General features: G+C 69.2%; 15 protein-coding genes. 7 read left to right on the forward strand and 8 right to left on the reverse strand.

Annotated elements, in window-relative coordinates; all coding sequences use genetic code 11:
• Positions 1-18 precede the first annotated feature (18 nt).
• A complete protein-coding gene (locus BM004_RS17645) occupies positions 19-852 on the reverse strand; it encodes a thioesterase family protein (protein WP_177206527.1) in 834 nt (277 codons plus the stop codon).
• Between the two features lie 71 nt (positions 853-923).
• Between BM004_RS17645 and BM004_RS17650 the strand changes: the two genes are divergently transcribed.
• Positions 924-1571: a TetR/AcrR family transcriptional regulator gene (locus BM004_RS17650; protein WP_093215358.1), complete on the forward strand. Its 648-nt coding sequence runs from the start codon at positions 924-926 to the stop codon at positions 1569-1571.
• A gap of 21 nt (positions 1572-1592) precedes the next feature.
• Here the strand turns inward: BM004_RS17650 and BM004_RS17655 are convergent, their stop codons facing one another.
• Positions 1593-1775, reverse strand: a complete 183-nt coding sequence (locus tag BM004_RS17655) for a hypothetical protein (RefSeq protein ID WP_093128949.1) — start codon at positions 1773-1775, stop codon at positions 1593-1595.
• Positions 1776-1812: 37 nt separating this feature from the next.
• The gene (locus tag BM004_RS17660; RefSeq protein WP_093215361.1) at positions 1813-2754 is read right to left on the reverse strand and encodes a LysR family transcriptional regulator; all 942 of its coding nucleotides are present in this window, start codon (positions 2752-2754) and stop codon (positions 1813-1815) included.
• Positions 2755-2883: 129 nt separating this feature from the next.
• Between BM004_RS17660 and BM004_RS17665 the strand changes: the two genes are divergently transcribed.
• Positions 2884-3744 carry an oxidoreductase gene (locus tag BM004_RS17665; protein ID WP_093215364.1) on the forward strand — a complete coding sequence of 287 codons (861 nt, stop codon included), beginning with the start codon at positions 2884-2886 and terminating at the stop codon, positions 3742-3744.
• A 32-nt stretch (positions 3745-3776) separates the two neighbouring features.
• On the opposite strand, the gene BM004_RS17670 is transcribed toward BM004_RS17665, so the two are convergent.
• Both BM004_RS17670 and BM004_RS17675 read right to left on the reverse strand, forming a co-directional pair.
• Entirely contained in the window at positions 3777-4649 is an 873-nt protein-coding gene (locus BM004_RS17670; RefSeq protein WP_093215367.1) for an N-formylglutamate amidohydrolase, read from the reverse strand.
• 13 nt (positions 4650-4662) lie between these two features.
• On the reverse strand, positions 4663-5625 hold the full coding sequence (locus tag BM004_RS17675; protein ID WP_093128953.1) for a tripartite tricarboxylate transporter substrate binding protein BugE: 963 nt from the start codon (positions 5623-5625) through the stop codon (positions 4663-4665).
• A 111-nt stretch (positions 5626-5736) separates the two neighbouring features.
• Here BM004_RS17675 and BM004_RS17680 point away from each other — a divergent pair, with 111 nt between their 5' ends.
• On the forward strand, positions 5737-6660 hold the full coding sequence (locus BM004_RS17680) for a LysR substrate-binding domain-containing protein (protein WP_093128954.1): 924 nt from the start codon (positions 5737-5739) through the stop codon (positions 6658-6660).
• 9 nt (positions 6661-6669) lie between these two features.
• On the opposite strand, the gene BM004_RS17685 is transcribed toward BM004_RS17680, so the two are convergent.
• Positions 6670-7647, reverse strand: a complete 978-nt coding sequence (locus BM004_RS17685; protein WP_093215370.1) for a tripartite tricarboxylate transporter substrate binding protein — start codon at positions 7645-7647, stop codon at positions 6670-6672.
• Positions 7648-7649: 2 nt separating this feature from the next.
• Positions 7650-10604 (reverse strand): DNA topoisomerase III, encoded by a 2955-nt coding sequence (locus BM004_RS17690; RefSeq protein ID WP_093215372.1) that lies wholly within the window; start codon positions 10602-10604, stop codon positions 7650-7652.
• 182 nt (positions 10605-10786) lie between these two features.
• Between BM004_RS17690 and BM004_RS17695 the strand changes: the two genes are divergently transcribed.
• From BM004_RS17695 to BM004_RS17705, 3 genes are read left to right on the forward strand one after another with little or no spacing between them, the layout of a single operon-like run.
• Positions 10787-11461 (forward strand): SET domain-containing protein, encoded by a 675-nt coding sequence (locus BM004_RS17695; RefSeq protein ID WP_093215375.1) that lies wholly within the window; start codon positions 10787-10789, stop codon positions 11459-11461.
• Positions 11462-11463: 2 nt separating this feature from the next.
• Complete coding sequence (locus tag BM004_RS17700; RefSeq protein ID WP_093215378.1) at positions 11464-12276, forward strand: biotin--[acetyl-CoA-carboxylase] ligase; 813 nt, start codon at positions 11464-11466, stop codon at positions 12274-12276.
• Positions 12277-12283: 7 nt separating this feature from the next.
• Positions 12284-12499, forward strand: a complete 216-nt coding sequence (locus BM004_RS17705; protein WP_093215381.1) for a sporulation protein — start codon at positions 12284-12286, stop codon at positions 12497-12499.
• Between the two features lie 26 nt (positions 12500-12525).
• Here BM004_RS17705 and BM004_RS17710 read toward each other — a convergent pair whose 3' ends face one another.
• Positions 12526-13968 (reverse strand): sensor histidine kinase, encoded by a 1443-nt coding sequence (locus tag BM004_RS17710; protein WP_093128960.1) that lies wholly within the window; start codon positions 13966-13968, stop codon positions 12526-12528.
• Between the two features lie 146 nt (positions 13969-14114).
• Between BM004_RS17710 and BM004_RS17715 the strand changes: the two genes are divergently transcribed.
• Positions 14115-15059: a hypothetical protein gene (locus tag BM004_RS17715; RefSeq protein WP_143072445.1), complete on the forward strand. Its 945-nt coding sequence runs from the start codon at positions 14115-14117 to the stop codon at positions 15057-15059.
• The last annotated feature ends 33 nt before the right edge of the window (positions 15060-15092 follow it).

The raw sequence follows: 15092 nt of genomic DNA on the forward strand, positions 1-15092 counted from the left end.
CCTTGTCCGTGAAAAGGGTCAGGCGCCGGCGCGTTCGCGCAGCACCAGCGTCTGGGTGGCGATGCCGACGGGCCCGCGCTCGTCGTACAGGTGGGACACGGCAAGGCCCGCGCCGTCGCCGTGCGCCTCGGTGGCGGAGCGCAGGCCGATCCACTCGCCCTCGGGCGCGCGGAACAGGTTCAGGCTCATGTCGGCGTTGGTGAACAGGAAGCGCTCGGCCGGCAGCACCCAGCTCAGGCCGTTGCCGAAGTCGGCCGCCGCCGCGGCGCGCATGGCGGGCGAGTTGGCCGCGCCCCGCACCAGCGGCACCGCGAGCCGGAACCACGCGCTGCACGGGCCGGGCTGCGCCGAGTCGCCTTCGGCCACGCGCGATTCCACGGCGCTGCCGTAGAACGACACGCCGTCGGGCAGGCCCGGAATGCGCACGCGCTCGCTGCACTCGCCAGGCAGCGGCCGCAGCTGCTGTTGCGGCCAGCCCGGCAGGCCGGCCGGCAGCGCCAGCGGGTTTTTGGCCAGCAGCAGCGCATGCGCGCGCGCCACCACCACCTCGCCCGCCAGCAGGTCGATGCCCACGCGCACCGTGGCGCGCGAAGACTGCACCTGCGCGCGCGTCGTCAACCGCGCCACCGGCACCGGCTTCACCAGCTCGACCGTGAGCCGCGCCAGCTGCCAGCCCGGGCCGGGCGCCGCACGTTCGGCCACGTGCGCCAGCAGGCTGCAGGGCGCGCCGCCGTGCTGCGCGCGCGGGTCCCAGGGGCCGCGCGACAGCGCGCTTGGCAGCCATGCATCGGCGCCTTGGGCCGTGAAGACGGCGGGGTGGGAATCGTCCGGGCGGGTTTCGTCGGGGGCCATTGCAGAATCCATTCGATGGGACTCAAAATTCTAGGAACAACCCGCGCGCAGGGTGTTCGGGTTCGGCGCGCATGACGGCCGCGCGCGCATCGGCTGCCGCCCCGAGGAGAAAGCCGCGCCAGTCCCGTGCCCGCCACACCTCGCAGGCCCTGCAGGAGGCCTTTGTTCGGCTTTTGGTCGAGAAGGGCTACGCGGCCATCACCATCCGCGAGATTGCCGCCGTGGCCGGCACGGGGCTCGGCAGCTTCTACGAGTACTTCGAGAACAAGGAAGACCTGGCGCGCGTCTGCCTGCACCTGCGCTCCAAGGCGCTGCTGCTGGACATGCGCGCGGCCGTCGCCGCGCATGCGGGCCGGCCGCTGCGCGAGATCGTCGACGCGGTGATCGACGCGCAGCTCGAGGTGCACCGCGCGCAGCCGTTGGCCTGGGGCGCGCACTACCTGCTGGAGCGGCACCTCTCCAGCCCCGAGGCCTACCGCAAGATGTACGACCGCTTCGTGGGCGAGTGGGTCGGTGTGCTCGAGGCCGCGAACGAACTGGCGGCCGATGGCCAGAAGAAGGACGTGAAGGAAGTGGCCCGCGTGTGCCAGACCATCATCTACGGCCTGGTGGCGCACACGCACATCGGCACCGGCGGGCGGCCCGATCTACAGGCGCTGTCACGGCAGCTGCGGGGCGCGCTGCACGGCTACCTGGCCAGCACTGCCGGCGTGGCCTGAGCGGGCAACGCCGCTGGGCGCTCAGCGCGACGACTTGTTCGTCGTGCCGCTGACGCCGGCGTCGATGGTGCCGAACACCGTGACGCCGCTGCCACCGGTCGCACCCGATGCATTGGCGCCGCTGCCGGCCGAGCCGGTGCCCGCGCAGCCCGACACCAGCGCGCCCATTGCGATCACGAACACGGCGGCAATGAATGGCTTCACTGGAAACTCCAAGAGGTGGTTGAGGGATGCCGGCCCACTATAGGCCGCCGTCCCGTCCGCCCTGTAACAACACGCCCGACGCCGGCAGGGTTGTTGCGCGCAGGCAGTCGATGAGCGCGCGCAGCTTGGGCGGCACGCGCCGGCGGTCGGGGTAGTACAGCGTGAGGTCGGGCAGCGGCGTGGTCCAGTCGGCCAGCAGCTGCACCAGCCGGCCGTCGGCGATGTGGCGCTCGGTGTAGCTGCTGATCAGGTTGGCGATGCCGATGCCGTCCACCGCCGCGTCGAGCATCACGGCCACGTCGTTCATCACCAGGCGCCCGCTCACGGCCAGCGTCATCGCCTCGCTGTTCTTCTCGAACTCCCAGCGCTCCAGCTGGCCCGAGCTCTCGAAGCGAAAGCCGATGCAGTCGTGCGCCAGCAGTTCGCGCGGGTGCACGGGCGTGCCGCGCAGGGCCAGGTAGCGCGGCGCGGCGACGATGCTGTTGGCCAACGGTGCGCCCACTTTCACGGCCACCATGTCGCGCTCGACCATGCCGCCGAAGCGGATGCCGGCGTCGAAGCCCTGGCCCACGATGTCGACCAGCGCGCTGTCGATCGACACCTCGACATCGATCTGCGGGTACGCCCGCAGGAAGCCCGCGAGCGCTGGTTGCAGCACGAAGAGGTACGCCGCGCGCGGCACCGTGAGCCGCAGCAGGCCCGAGGGGCGCTCGGCGCTGTCGCTCAGTTCATCGGAGGCCGAAGCGAGCTCCTGTACCGCCGGGCGGATGCGTTCCAGAAAGCGAGCGCCGGCTTCGGTGAGGTTCACGCTGCGCGTGGTGCGGTTGAACAGCGGCACGCCCACGCGCTTTTCGAGCAGCCGCACCGCCTGGCTCACGGCCGAGGGCGAGACGCCCAGGCGCACCGCGGCGGCCGAGAAGCCGCGGGTTTCGGCCACGGCCACGAAGGTGACGAGGCCGTCGAGCTGGTCCTGGCGCATGGAGTGGCTTCCGTTTGATCTTGAAGAAAAGCTTCAAGGTGCTTCGTCGATTGGGTGGATTATCAAAGCGATGCGGCGCGCGCACAGTCAGGTCATCGCTTCTTCCATCCCCTTCCAAGGACATTCGCCGTGACTGCTTCTTCGACTTCCCCAAAGACCTGGTTCATCACCGGCGCCAGCAGCGGCTTCGGCCGCGCGCTGGCGCAGGAAGCGCTGGCCGCGGGCCACCGCGTGGTGGGCACGCTGCGCAACGAGGCCGCGCGCGCCGAGTTCGACGCGCTGCAGCCCGGCCGCTCGTTCGGGCGCCTGCTCGACGTGACGCACGAGGCCGAGGTGCCGCGCGTGGTGGCCGAGGTCGAGGCCGCGGTCGGCCCGATCGACGTGCTGGTCAACAACGCCGGCTACGGGCACGAAGGCACGGTCGAGGAATCGTCGCTCGACCAGCTGCGCCAGCAGTTCGAGGTGAACGTGTTCGGCGCGGTGGCCGTGGCAAGGGCGGTGCTGCCGTTCATGCGCGCGCGCCGGCGCGGCCACATCCTGAACATCACCTCGATGGGCGGCTTCGTGACCTTTCCGGGGCTGGGCTACTACCACGGCAGCAAGTTCGCGCTCGAGGGCATCAGCGAGACGCTGGGCAAGGAGGTGGCGAGCTTCGGCATCCACGTGACGGCGGTGGAGCCCGGCGGTTTTCGCACCGACTGGGCGGGCCGCTCGATGGTGCGCGCGCCGCAGACCATCGACGACTACGCGCCGGTGATGGGCCCGGTGCGCGAGCGGCGGCTGGCGCGCAGCGGCAAGCAGGACGGCGACCCGGTGAAGGCCGCGCGCGCCATGATCCGCATCACCGAAGCCGCCCACCCGCCCGCGCACCTGCTGCTGGGCCCGGACGCGGTGAAGGTGGTGCGCGAGAAGCTCGGCGCGCTGCAGGAGGAGATCAAGGCGTGGGAGGCGCTGTCGGTGTCGACCGACTTCACGCCCGCCACGGCCTGATCACGAGAGACCAGCGCGGGATCAGCGCAGGATCAGCGCGGGTCCGTGGCCAGCAGCATCTCGACCATCGAGCGCAGGTGGCCCTGCAGCCGCGCCGCGCCGGCCTCGTCGAGCGCCAGCGTGGCCTCGTCCATGTAGAGCTTGCGGTTGATCTCCACCTGGATGCTGTGCCGGTTGCCGGCCGGCTTGCCGTTGCGGCGCACCAGCTCCACGCCCTTGTAGGGGTGGTTGTAGTCCACGCTGTAGCCGAAGGCGCGCAGGTGCGCGCAGATCCTCTGCGACAGCGCCGGGTCGGCCGTGCTGCCGTCGCGGTCGCCGATCACGAAGTCGGCATGCGCCAGCCCCGGGAAGTCGGTGGCGTGGCTGGCCGCGATGGCGGGCATCGAGTGGCAGTTGATGTGGATGCTGTAGCCGTGGCGCGCATGCGCCTCGTCGATCGCCTGCGCCACCGCGGCGTGGTACGGCCGCCAGCAGCTGTCGATGCGCTGGCGCACTTCTTCCACGGGCAGCTGCCGCTCGTAGATCGGCAGGCCTTCGTCGGTGAGCTTCCAGATCAGGCCCTTGCCCAGGCGCACCTTCGACAGCACGCGCGGGTCGGTGGAGACCGGGTCGGTCCACTCGCCGTCGAGCATCGTGGTGTCGATCTCGGTGGTGTCGCGGTTGGCGTCCAGGTAGCTGCGCGGGAAATGCGCCTCCACCCAGGCCACGCCCAGCGCGGGCGCGAAGGCGTAGAGCTTCTCCACGTGGGTGTCTTCGGCGCGGCGCAGCGTGGCGAGTTCGCGCACCGTGCCGAAGTCCTCGGGGTAGACGGTGCCGCTGTGCGGGGAGTCCAGCACGAGCGGCGTTTGCCCGGCGACGCTGGTCACCTGGGCGCGGGTTTGGATCAGTTTCAGGACTGGATGCATAGGCAGGTGTCGGTCAGTCCAATCGGACGCGCGCGAATTCAGCCACCTTCTTCATCTTCTCGATCTCGCTGGCGATCTGCTTGGTGAACTGCGCCGGCGTGGTGCCCGAGGCGTAGAGGCCCTGCAGCGACAGGCGCTCGCGCACCGAGGCGTCCTTCAGCGCGGTGGCCACGGCCTGCTGCATGCGCAGCACCAGTTCGGCGGGCGTGCCGGCGGGCGCGATCATGCCGAACCACGACGGGTCGTTGTTGGCGGGGTAGCCCAGCTCGGCGTAGGTCGGCACGTCGGGCAGCACGTCGAGGCGGCCGCTCCAGGACACGGCCAGCGCCTTCAGCTTGCCGGCCTTCACGTGCGGCAGCGACGAGGCCACCTGGTCGAAGTACACCGGCACTTCGCCCGCGAGCACGTCGTTGATGGCCGGGCCCGCACCGCGGTAGGGGATGTGCACCATCGAGGTTCCGGTGCTGCTTTTGAACAGCTCGCCCCACATGTGGCCGATGGTGCCGTTGCCCGGCGTGGCGTACGACACCTTGCCCGGGTTGGCCTTGAGGTACTTCACCAGCTCGGCGAAGTTGGCGACCGGCAGCTTGGCCGGGTTGATGACGATCACGCCCGGTGCCTTGACGATCTCGGTCACGGCGGTGAAGCCCTTGATCGGGTCGTACGGCAGCTTCTGGTACACGGCCGGGTTCACGCCGTGCGTGGACAGCGTGGCAATGCCGAAGGTCAGGCCGTCCGGCGTGGCGCGGGCCAGCTCGGCCATGCCGATGGAGCCGCCAGCGCCGGCGCGGTTGTCGATCACCACGGGCTGCTGCAGGATCTTGGCCAGGGGCTCGCCGAGCACGCGCGCCGTGATGTCGGTGGCGCCGCCGGGTGGGAAGGGAACGACCAGGCGAATGGGCTTGCCTTGGGCAAAGGATATTCCTGGAAGGATAGAAGCAGCGGCCAGCGTGGAGATGAAATGACGACGTTGCATGGGGTGTATTCCAATGTGCATTGAGAGTGAAGAAGCGATTTGCCACTTCACTGAAGCAAAGGATAGACCAGCTAACATTCCGATCTGGAATGTTTTAATGGGCATCCTTCCATGTCGCTGCGCCGTCTCAACCCTCCCCTGAACCTGCTGCGTGCCTTCTCGACCGTGGTGCGCTTCGGCGGCGTCTCGCGCGCGGCCGAGGCGCTGCACCTCACGCAGGGCGCGGTCAGCAAGCAGGTGCAGGAGCTCGAGCGCTGGATCGGCGCGCCGCTGTTCGAGCGCAGCCGCAAGCGCCTGGCGCTCACGCCGGCCGGCGAGCGCTACGAGAAGGCGGTGCGCGCCACGCTCGCGCAGCTGGAGGCGGCCACGCTGGAGCTCATCACCAGCGGCGACGGCGGCGGCGCGCTGCACCTGTCGACCTTGCCGACCTTCGGCGCCAAGTGGCTGATTCCGCGGCTGCCCGAGTTCCAGCGGCTGCATCCGCAGATCACGCTGCATTTCGTGCCCTTCGTGCACGGCTACGACTTCGAGCGGCCCGAGCTCGACTGCGCCATTCTGTTCGGCGACGGCCACTGGCCCGGCGCCCGCTCGCACTACCTCGCGGGGCAGGAGGTGGCGCTGATCGCGCCGCGCGCGGGCCAGGCCGAGGTGGTCATCCGTACGCCGCAGGACGTGGCGCGCTGCACGCTGCTGCGCCACGTGACGGTGCCGCAGTCGTGGGTTCAATGGCGCGAGGCGCACGGCGTGCGCGGGCTCGACCCGCTGGCGGGCCCGCAGTTCGACCAGTTCCAGACCATGATCCGCGCGGTGATGGTGGGGATGGGCGTGGCGCTGGTGCCGCGCTGCCTGGTGCAGGACGAGATCGCCTCGGGGCTGGTGGACGAGCCGCTGCCCGGCGGCGGCTACCGCGGCAACGAGGGCTACTGGTTCTGCTACCCCGAAGGGCGCGGCCAGCTGGCCACGCTCGACCATTTCCGCAGCTGGCTGCTCGCGGAGGTCGACCGCGGCGCGCAGGCGCTGGCGCCGCCGGCCTGAGCTGCCGGCTTACTCGGGCTTGGCGCCCGAGGCCTTCACCGCCGCGCCCCAGACGCCGATCTCGCTCGCCACGAAGCGGTCGAACTCCGCCGGCGTGGTGGGCGAGGGCTCGGCGCCGCGCTCGCGGATGAAGCGCGCCATCTGCTCGCTCTTCAGGATGTCGGTCACCTCGTGGTTCAGGCGCTCGACGATGTCGCCCGGCGTGCCGCGCGGCGCCATCAGGCCGAGCCAGCCCACGGCCTCGAAGTTCTTCGTGCCGGCCACGCCGCTCTCGCGCACCGTGGGCACGTCGGGCAGCTGCGAGGAGCGCGTGGCCGAGGTCACGGCCAGCGCCACGGCCTGGCCCGACTTGATGTGCGGCAGCGCGGCCGTCACCGAGTCGATCATCAGCGGCACCTGGTTGCCCAGGAAGTCCGATTGCGCCGGCCCGCTGCCGCGGTACGGGATGTGCGTGACGAACACGTGCGCCGCCGCCTTGTACATCTCGCCCGACAGGTGCTGCGTGCCGCCGATGCCGGCGCTCGCGTAGCTCAGCCGGCCGGGCTCGGCCTTGGCGCGCGCGGTGAGTTCGGTCAGCGTGCGGATGCCGCTCTCGGGCGTGGCCAGGAACACCAGCGGCACCTTCGCGATCAGCGAGATGCCCGTGAGGTCCTTGCGCGGGTCGAAGCCCGGCTTGGCGTACAGCGTCTGGTTCACCGCCATCGCGCTGCCGGCCACCACCAGCGTGTAGCCGTCGGGCTGCGCGCGCACCACGAACTCGGTGCCGATGTTGCTGCCGGCACCGGCCTTGTTGTCGATGATCACCGGCTGGCCCAGCCGCTTGCCGAGCTGTTCGGCCACGGCGCGCGCGAAGATGTCGGTGGCCTGCCCCGGGGGGAAGGGCACGACCAGCTTCACCGGCTTGTCGGGCCACGCCGCCGCCTGCGCCAGGCCGACGGCGGCCAGGAGGGCGACGGCAACGCCCGCGTGAAAGTGCCTGCGCCGCATGGTCAGAGCGCCGAGAGGTGCTTGCCCACGATGCCCGCCAGTTCGAACATCGTCACCTGGTCCTTGCCGAACACGGGCTTGAGCTTGGCGTCGGCATTGATGGCGCGCTTGTTGGTCGCGTCCTGCAGGCCGTTGGCCTTGATGTAGTCCCACAGCTTCTTGATGACCTCGGTGCGCGCCACCGGTTCGGCGCCGATCACCGCGGCCAGCGAGTCGCTGGGCTTCAGGCCCGCGCCCGGCTTGCGCGGCGCGGCGGCCTTCTTCGCGGCCGGTGCCTTCTTGGCGGCGGGCGTCTTCTTCGCCGCGACCTTCTTGGCGGCCGCGGTCTTGGCCGCCGGCTTGCCGAAGGTCTTGCGCGGCGGGAATTTGCTGCCGCCTTCGCGCGGCGCGAACTCGAAGGTCACCTTGCCCTCTTCGGCGTTCCAGGTCAGGAAGGCCTTGAAGGCGCGGCGCGTGCGCATGCTCACGAACTTGTCGAGCAGGTCGGTCTTGCCGGTGGCCAGCAGCTTCTCCATCTGCGCGCGCTCCACCGGCTGCTGCAGGATGATCTTGCCGGTCTTGAAGGTGCAGCTCGGCGTGGGCTGGGCATTGGTCGGCACCGACTTCTCGCACACGTAGTTGCTGCCGTGCTCGAACACCGGCGCGCCGCACACCGGGCACGGGCCCACGGTGTCCTGCTCGCTGAAGTCGACGATCTCGCCCGTGTCGGCGTTCTTGTCGTCGCCGAAGTCGAACTCCAGCTTCCAGTTCTTCGCCTCTTCGTCGTACTTGATGACGATCTCGGAAGTGAAGGGCCAGCCGGCCTTGGAACGGAAGCCGTCGATCGGGCCGATGTGCTTGTCGCGCAGCAGCGCCTCGGCCTCGGCCACTTCGAAGGTGCGCCCGGCCGGCGACTTGCCGAACGAGAAGCCGCAGGCGTCCTCGCCCGTGCCGCTCTTGCCGGTGCAGGCGTAGCGGCGGTAGTTCTCGCGCACGATGCCGCCGCAGTTGGGGCACGGCGTCTGCAGGGTCGAGTAGTCGCCCGGCACGGTGTCGCGGTCGTACTCCTTGGCCTTCTTGACGATGTGCTCCGTCATGGCGGCAATCTCGCGCATGAAGGCGTCGCGGCTCAGCGCGCCCTTTTCCATCTGCGCGAGCTTGTATTCCCACTCGCCGGTGAGCTCGGCCTTGGACAGTTCCTCCACGCCCAGGCCGCGCAGCAGCGTCATCAGCTGGAAGGCCTTGGCCGTGGGAATCAGCTCGCGGCCTTCGCGCAGCATGTATTTCTCGGCGATCAGCCCTTCGATGGTGGCCGCGCGCGTGGCTGGCGTGCCCAGGCCCTTCTCCTGCATGGCTTCGCGCAGCTCGTCGTCGTCGATGGTCTTGCCCGCGCCTTCCATGGCGCCGAGCAGCGTGGCTTCGGAGTAGCGTGCCGGCGGGCGCGTCTTCAGGCCCTTGATGTCGGCCGACTCGGTCTTCACGACTTCGCCCGGCTTCACCGGCACGAGGCGCTTGCCGTCCTTGTCGTCTTCCTTCTCGTCGTCCTGCGCTTCCTTGCCGTAGATGGCGAGCCAGCCCGGCTTCACCAGCACCTTGCCGTCGGTGCGGAAGGGGTACTTCTTGCCGCCCTGCTCCACCGTGCTGATGCGCGTGGTCACCTGGTGCTCGGCGCTCGGGAAGAACACCGACATGAAGCGGCGCACCACGAAGTCATAGAGCTTCTGCTCGGCTTCGCTCAGGCCGCTGGGGGCCTGCAGCGTCGGGATGATCGCAAAGTGATCCGACACCTTGGCGTTGTCGAAGATGCGCTTGTTGGGCTTCACGTAGTTGCCGTCGACCGCCTGCTTGGCGAACGGCGCCAGGTGCTTCATGCCGCTCTCGGCGAGCATGACCATGGTGTCCTTCACCACCGGCAGATAGTCTTCCGGCAGCGCGCGCGAATCGGTACGCGGGTAGGTCAGCGCCTTGTGGCGTTCGTACAGGCTCTGCGCCAGCGCCAGCGTGGTCTTGGCGCTGAAGCCGAAGCGGCCGTTGGCCTCGCGCTGCAGCGAGGTCAGGTCGAACAGCGCGGGCGAGGCCTGCGTGGTGGGCTTGCTTTCTTCCGTGACCGTGGCGGGCTTGCCGCGCGAGGCATTGGCGATGGCCACGGCCTCCTGTTCGTTCCAGACGCGGTCTGCCCGTTGTTCGGGGTCGGGCTCGCCGTTGGCCTGCAGCGGCGCGTTGGCTTTCTTCCAGTCGGGGTTGAACCACTTGCCCGGGTACTCGCCGGCCTCGGCCGCGAAGCTGCCGTGCACTTCCCAGTAGTTGCGCGAGACGAACTTGCGGATCTGCTCCTCGCGCTCCACCACCACCGACAGCGTGGGCGTCTGCACGCGGCCCACGGTCGTGAGGAAGAAGCCGCCGTCGCGCGAATTGAAAGCCGTCATGGCGCGCGTGCCGTTGATGCCCACCAGCCAGTCGGCCTCCGAGCGCGAGCGCGCGGCGTCGGCCAGGCCCTGCATCTGCTTTTCGGTGCGCAGCGCGTCGAAGCCGTCGCGGATGGCCTGCGGCGTCATCGACTGCAGCCACAGGCGCTTGACCGGCTTGTTCAGCCCGGTCTTGCCGCCGGCGTACTGCTCGATCAGCCGGAAGATCAGCTCGCCCTCGCGGCCCGCGTCGCAGGCGTTGATGAGTTGCGTCACGTCCTTGCGCTTGGCCTGCTTGACCACGGCGTTCAGGCGCGTCTTCGTCTTGTCGACCGGCTTCAGGTCGAAGTGCGGCGGAATCACGGGGAGGTTGGCGAAGCTCCACTTGCCCCGCTTGACGTCGAACTCCTCGGGCGCCTGGATCTCGACCAGGTGACCGACAGCGCTGGTCACGACGTAGCTGTCGTTCTCGAAATGCTCGTCGTGTTTGTCGAATTTGCCGGCCACCGGCGTGAGGGCACGCACGATGTCCTGTGCCACCGACGGCTTTTCTGCGATTACCAAGGTCTTCATCAACAATTCCTAAAAAGTTCTCAGGCCGCCGCCGAGCCGCCTCATGGCGGCTTGCGGCCCCCTCGGGGGGCAGCGACGACACGCAGTGCGGGGGCGTGGGGGCCACATACAATCTGCGGCTTCCCGCGTGTGCGCACGCGCACACGCGCATGTGTGCATATTCAACCTAACAGACTTCGGCGATGCCTTCCAAATCCCCACTTTCCGCAGGCCGCCGCATCCAGATGCGGCGCTCCGATGTCCACGGCAACGGCGTGTTCGCCGTGCAGGACCTGGCCGAAGGCGAAACGCTGATCGAATACAAGGGCGAGGTCATCAACTGGAAGGAAGCGCTGCGCCGCCATCCGCACGACCCGGCCCAGCCCAACCACACCTTCTACTTCCATATCGATGACGGACGTGTGATCGACGGCAACGTCAAGGGCAACGACGCGCGCTGGATCAATCACTCGTGCGAGCCGAATTGCGAAGCGGACGAAGTCGATGGGCGCGTTTATATCAAGGCATTGCGCAACATCGCTGCAGGCGAAGAGCTCAATTACGACTACGGCCTGATCATCGACGAGCCGTACACGCCGAAACTCCTGTCTGAATTTCCTTGCTGGTGCGGTTCGGAAGAGTGCCGCGGCACGCTGCTGACGCCCAAGGACGACGAGGACGAGAAGAAGAAAAAGAAGAAGGCCAGGAAGGCCGAGAAGAAAAAGGCCGAGAAGAAGGAAGCCGTGAAGGCCGAAAAGAAGGCCGAGAAAAAAGCCGAAGAAAAGGTCGAAAAGAAAGCCGAAAAGAAGGCCGACAGGAAATCGGAAAAGAAGGCGGAGAAGAAATCCGCCAAGAAGGACAAGTCCGCCAAGGACTGACCATGACAAGCACCACGGCCGCCTGGTTCGAAGACCGGATCGCCGCGTCGGTCGCGCCGCTGCTGCCCGGCTTCGCGGTCGAGGCGGTGGCCGAGATCGACTCCACCAACACCGAGCTCATGCGCCGCGCGCGCGCCGGCCGTGCCGAGCCCGTGCTGCTCGTGGCCGAGCGCCAGACCGCCGGCCGCGGCCGGCTCGGGCGCCCCTGGCAGAGCGCGCCGCAGCAGGAAGCGTCGGCCTCGCTCGTGTTCTCGCTGGGCATGCCGCTGGCACCCGCCGACTGGTCGGGCCTGTCGCTGGCCGTGGGCGTGGCCGTGGCCGAGAGCCTCGACCCCACGGGCGAACACAAGGTCGGCCTGAAGTGGCCCAACGACGTGTGGGTGAACGACCGCAAGCTGGCCGGCATCCTGATCGAGACCGCCATGCCCTCCACCGGCCGCGCCGATGCGGCGCGCTACCTGGTCATCGGCATCGGCCTGAACATCGGCGCGCGCGAAGGCGATGGCATGCGCACGCCACCGGCCTGGCTGCGCCAGTGGCGCCCCGAGGCCCGCGCGCCCGAGGTGCTGGCCGAGCTGGCCGCGCCGCTGGTGCGCAGCGTGCTCGCGTTCGAAGCCCGCGGCTTCGGCCCGTTTGCCGAACGCTTCGCCACGCGCGACGTGCTGCGCGGGCGCGAAGTGGCGCTCAGCGACGGCACCGCCGGCCTGTGCGAAGGCGTGGCCTGGGGCGGCGAGCTGCAGGTGCGCACCGACGCCGGGCTGCAGCTGATCTCCAGCGACGAAGTGAGCGTGCGCCCTCGCGGCATGGCTTTCTGAACCTCCCATGAAACTGCGCCTACTGCTCATCGTCATGTTGCTGGCCAACGCCGGCTACTTCCTGTGGGCGCGTGGCGACCTCGCGGGTTTCGGCCTGGCGCCCGCCAGCATCAACGAGCGCGAGCCGCAGCGCCTGTCGCGCCAGATCCACCCCGAGTGGTTGCAGCTGCGCAAGGAAGCGAAGACCGCAGCGCCGGCACCGGCCTTGGCCCCGGCGCCTTGACCTTGACCTTGACCTGAACGCGCGGATCAGGCGGGCGTCTCGCCCTCGAAGCGCACCGTGAACAGCGCGCCCGGCGGATGCTTGCCGGGGTGCGCGTCCTCCAGCTTCACCCGCGCGCGGTGCTGGTTGGCGATCTCCCGCACGATCGGCAAGCCCAGCCCCGAGCCGTCGGCCTCGTTGCCGAGCACGCGGTAGAACGGCTCGAACACCAGCTCGCGGTCGGCCTCGGCGATGCCCGGGCCGTTGTCCTCGACCTGCAGCAGCAGCACGTGGCCGAAGGGGTCGGCCAGCACGCGCACGGTGATCAGGCCGGGGCGCTCCGGCGTCGAGGGCGTGTAGTTGATCGCGTTGTCGACCAGGTTGCGCACCAGCTCCTTCAGCAGCGTCTGGTTGCCGTCGAACATCACGCCCGGCGCGCCCGCTTCGGCGCCGTCGTAGCCCAGGTCGATGCGCTTTTCTATGGCGCGCGGCACGGCCTCGCGCACCACCTCGATGGTGAGACGCGCCAGGTCGCAGGGCTGGTGGTGCGCGTTGGCGCTGTTGCCTTCGGCGCGCGCCAGCGACAGCAACTGGTTCACCGTGTGCGTGGCGCGCTTGCTGGCGCGGCCGATCTGCTTGAGCGACTGCTTCAGCTCGTCGGCATTGGCGCCCTCGCGCTGCGCCAGGTCGGCCTGCATGCGCAGGCCCGCCAGCGGCGTCTTCAGCTGGTGCGCCGCGTCGGCCAGGAAGCGCTTCTGCGTGCCGATGGAGTCGTTGAGCTTGTCGAGCAGCTCGTTCACCGACGACACCAGCGGCACCACCTCGAGCGGCACCGACGACTCGTCGAGCGGGCTCAGGTCGCCCGGGCGCCGCTCGCGGATGCGCGCCTCCACCACCGACAGCGGCTTGATGCCGCGCACCAGCGCCAGCCAGATCAAGAGCACCGCCAGCGGCAGGATCGCGAACTGCGGCAGCAGCACGCCCTTGATGATCTCGGCCGCCAGCACCGACTGCTTCTCGCGCGTCTCGGCCAGCTGCAGCAGCGTGGGCGGCACGTCGTCCACGCCGCTGGCGAGCCACAGCGAGGCCACGCGCACCGGCAGGCCGTGCACGTCGCTGTTGTGCAGGAACACCTGGTTGGGCGGCAGCGGCTCGTCGAGGTTGGGCTGCGGAATGTCGCGCTCGCCGCTCAGCAGCGTGCCGTGGCCGTCGAGCAGCTGGTAATACACGTGGCCGGCATCGTCGGCCCGCAATATTTCGCGCGCCGACTGCGACAGCACGAACTGCGTGTGCCCTTCCTTCACCGTCACCAGCTCGGCCAGCGCTTTCACGTTGTGCTCGAGCGCGCGGTCGAAGGGCGCGTTGGCGATGCCCTGCGCCACCAGGTACGTGACGCCGATGCTCACCGGCACCAGCAGCAGCAGCGGCGTGAGCATCCAGTCGAGGATTTCGCCGAACAGGGAGCGCTGGGCGCGCTGGAAGAGCTTCAAGAATCGGTTCCTGGGAGCCGAGAGAAATCGTCGGCGGGCGTGATTTAGTGGGAGGCGCCGCCGTGCCCGGCGGGCGTCTGCGCGGCTGCCCGGTTGTAGTCTCTGCGTGCAGTTTCTGCAAATAAAAAAACCTCAGGGAGAGAGTCATGAAGACCCATTCATTGGGCGGCTGTGCGCAGCCGTTGTGGATCGTCGCGTCCGTGTGCGCCGCAGGGCTCGCGGGCTGTGGAGGAGGCGGTGGCGGCGCAGGGGGCGGCATGCCGATGCTGCCGGTGCTGGCCGCGAACGCCCCTGCCCCCGCGCCTTCACCCGCGCCCGCGCCGGTGCCCGCACCGAACCGCGATCCGGTCGCCGGCAGCGAGCCGCTGCCGTTGCTGAGCGCGCCGCAGCCCGGCTCCACCGCCGCGGTGGGCAACGACAGCGAGGGCATCTACGGCGCGTTGCTCAACCTCACCTTCGTCGGCGCCGACGGGTCGATCGCCACCAAGTTCAACGTCGGCACGCTGTGGGGCTCGCTCAAGGTCACGGGCCCCGACTGGTCCTTCAACCCCGACACGCAGTACGACTTCACCGATGCCTCGCCCGTCACGGGCTCGGGCACCTTCGAGGCGAAGAAATCGATGAAGGGCAGCTACGCCTACGGCTCGCGTGAAAGCACGGCCTTCGGGCCACTGGGCTACGCCGCGGAAAACGCCCTGGCGGTCTCGCAGGACAGCGTGGCCGGCAAGTGGGCCAATGCGGACAGGAGCTTCGGCATCGGCGTATCGATCGAGGTCGATGCGAAGGGCGCGTTCACGGGCACCACGTCGGGCGTGCGGGTGGGCAGCTGCACCCTCTCCGGCACCATCGCGCTGGCGCAAGCCGGCACGGCCAAGAACATGTACGGCTTGAAGATGACCGCGGTCAATGCAGCCACCGACGCGAAGGATGCCTGCCAGCTGCGCACCGGCCTCCCCTATGCGGGCCCGGCCGCCATCGGGCTGGTGCCTGCGGGCACCTACGACAGCAACGGCTTCTTCCGCAGCATCATGTTCCTGGTGAAGTCCGGCGACGGGGCGATGCTGTCGGCGGGCCTGCGCAAGCAGCCCTGACCGCGCGGCACAACGCAACCGAGGCAACCGAGG

Source organism: Variovorax sp. OK212, from assembly GCF_900112425.1.
Lineage (GTDB): Bacteria > Pseudomonadota > Gammaproteobacteria > Burkholderiales > Burkholderiaceae_C > Variovorax.

Bases quoted from the DNA above. Each gene is read 5' to 3' on its own strand.
- BM004_RS17645 (WP_177206527.1), bottom strand. From the start codon at position 852: ATGGCCCCCGACGAAACCCGCCCGGACGATTCCCACCCCGCCGTCTTC.
- BM004_RS17650 (WP_093215358.1), top strand. From the start codon at position 924: ATGACGGCCGCGCGCGCATCGGCTGCCGCCCCGAGGAGAAAGCCGCGC.
- BM004_RS17660 (WP_093215361.1), bottom strand. From the start codon at position 2,754: ATGCGCCAGGACCAGCTCGACGGCCTCGTCACCTTCGTGGCCGTGGCC.
- BM004_RS17670 (WP_093215367.1), bottom strand. From the start codon at position 4,649: ATGCATCCAGTCCTGAAACTGATCCAAACCCGCGCCCAGGTGACCAGC.
- BM004_RS17675 (WP_093128953.1), bottom strand. From the start codon at position 5,625: ATGCAACGTCGTCATTTCATCTCCACGCTGGCCGCTGCTTCTATCCTT.
- BM004_RS17680 (WP_093128954.1), top strand. From the start codon at position 5,737: ATGTCGCTGCGCCGTCTCAACCCTCCCCTGAACCTGCTGCGTGCCTTC.
- BM004_RS17685 (WP_093215370.1), bottom strand. From the start codon at position 7,647: ATGCGGCGCAGGCACTTTCACGCGGGCGTTGCCGTCGCCCTCCTGGCC.
- BM004_RS17690 (WP_093215372.1), bottom strand. From the start codon at position 10,604: ATGAAGACCTTGGTAATCGCAGAAAAGCCGTCGGTGGCACAGGACATC.
- BM004_RS17695 (WP_093215375.1), top strand. From the start codon at position 10,787: ATGCCTTCCAAATCCCCACTTTCCGCAGGCCGCCGCATCCAGATGCGG.
- BM004_RS17700 (WP_093215378.1), top strand. From the start codon at position 11,464: ATGACAAGCACCACGGCCGCCTGGTTCGAAGACCGGATCGCCGCGTCG.
- BM004_RS17705 (WP_093215381.1), top strand. From the start codon at position 12,284: ATGAAACTGCGCCTACTGCTCATCGTCATGTTGCTGGCCAACGCCGGC.
- BM004_RS17715 (WP_143072445.1), top strand. From the start codon at position 14,115: ATGAAGACCCATTCATTGGGCGGCTGTGCGCAGCCGTTGTGGATCGTC.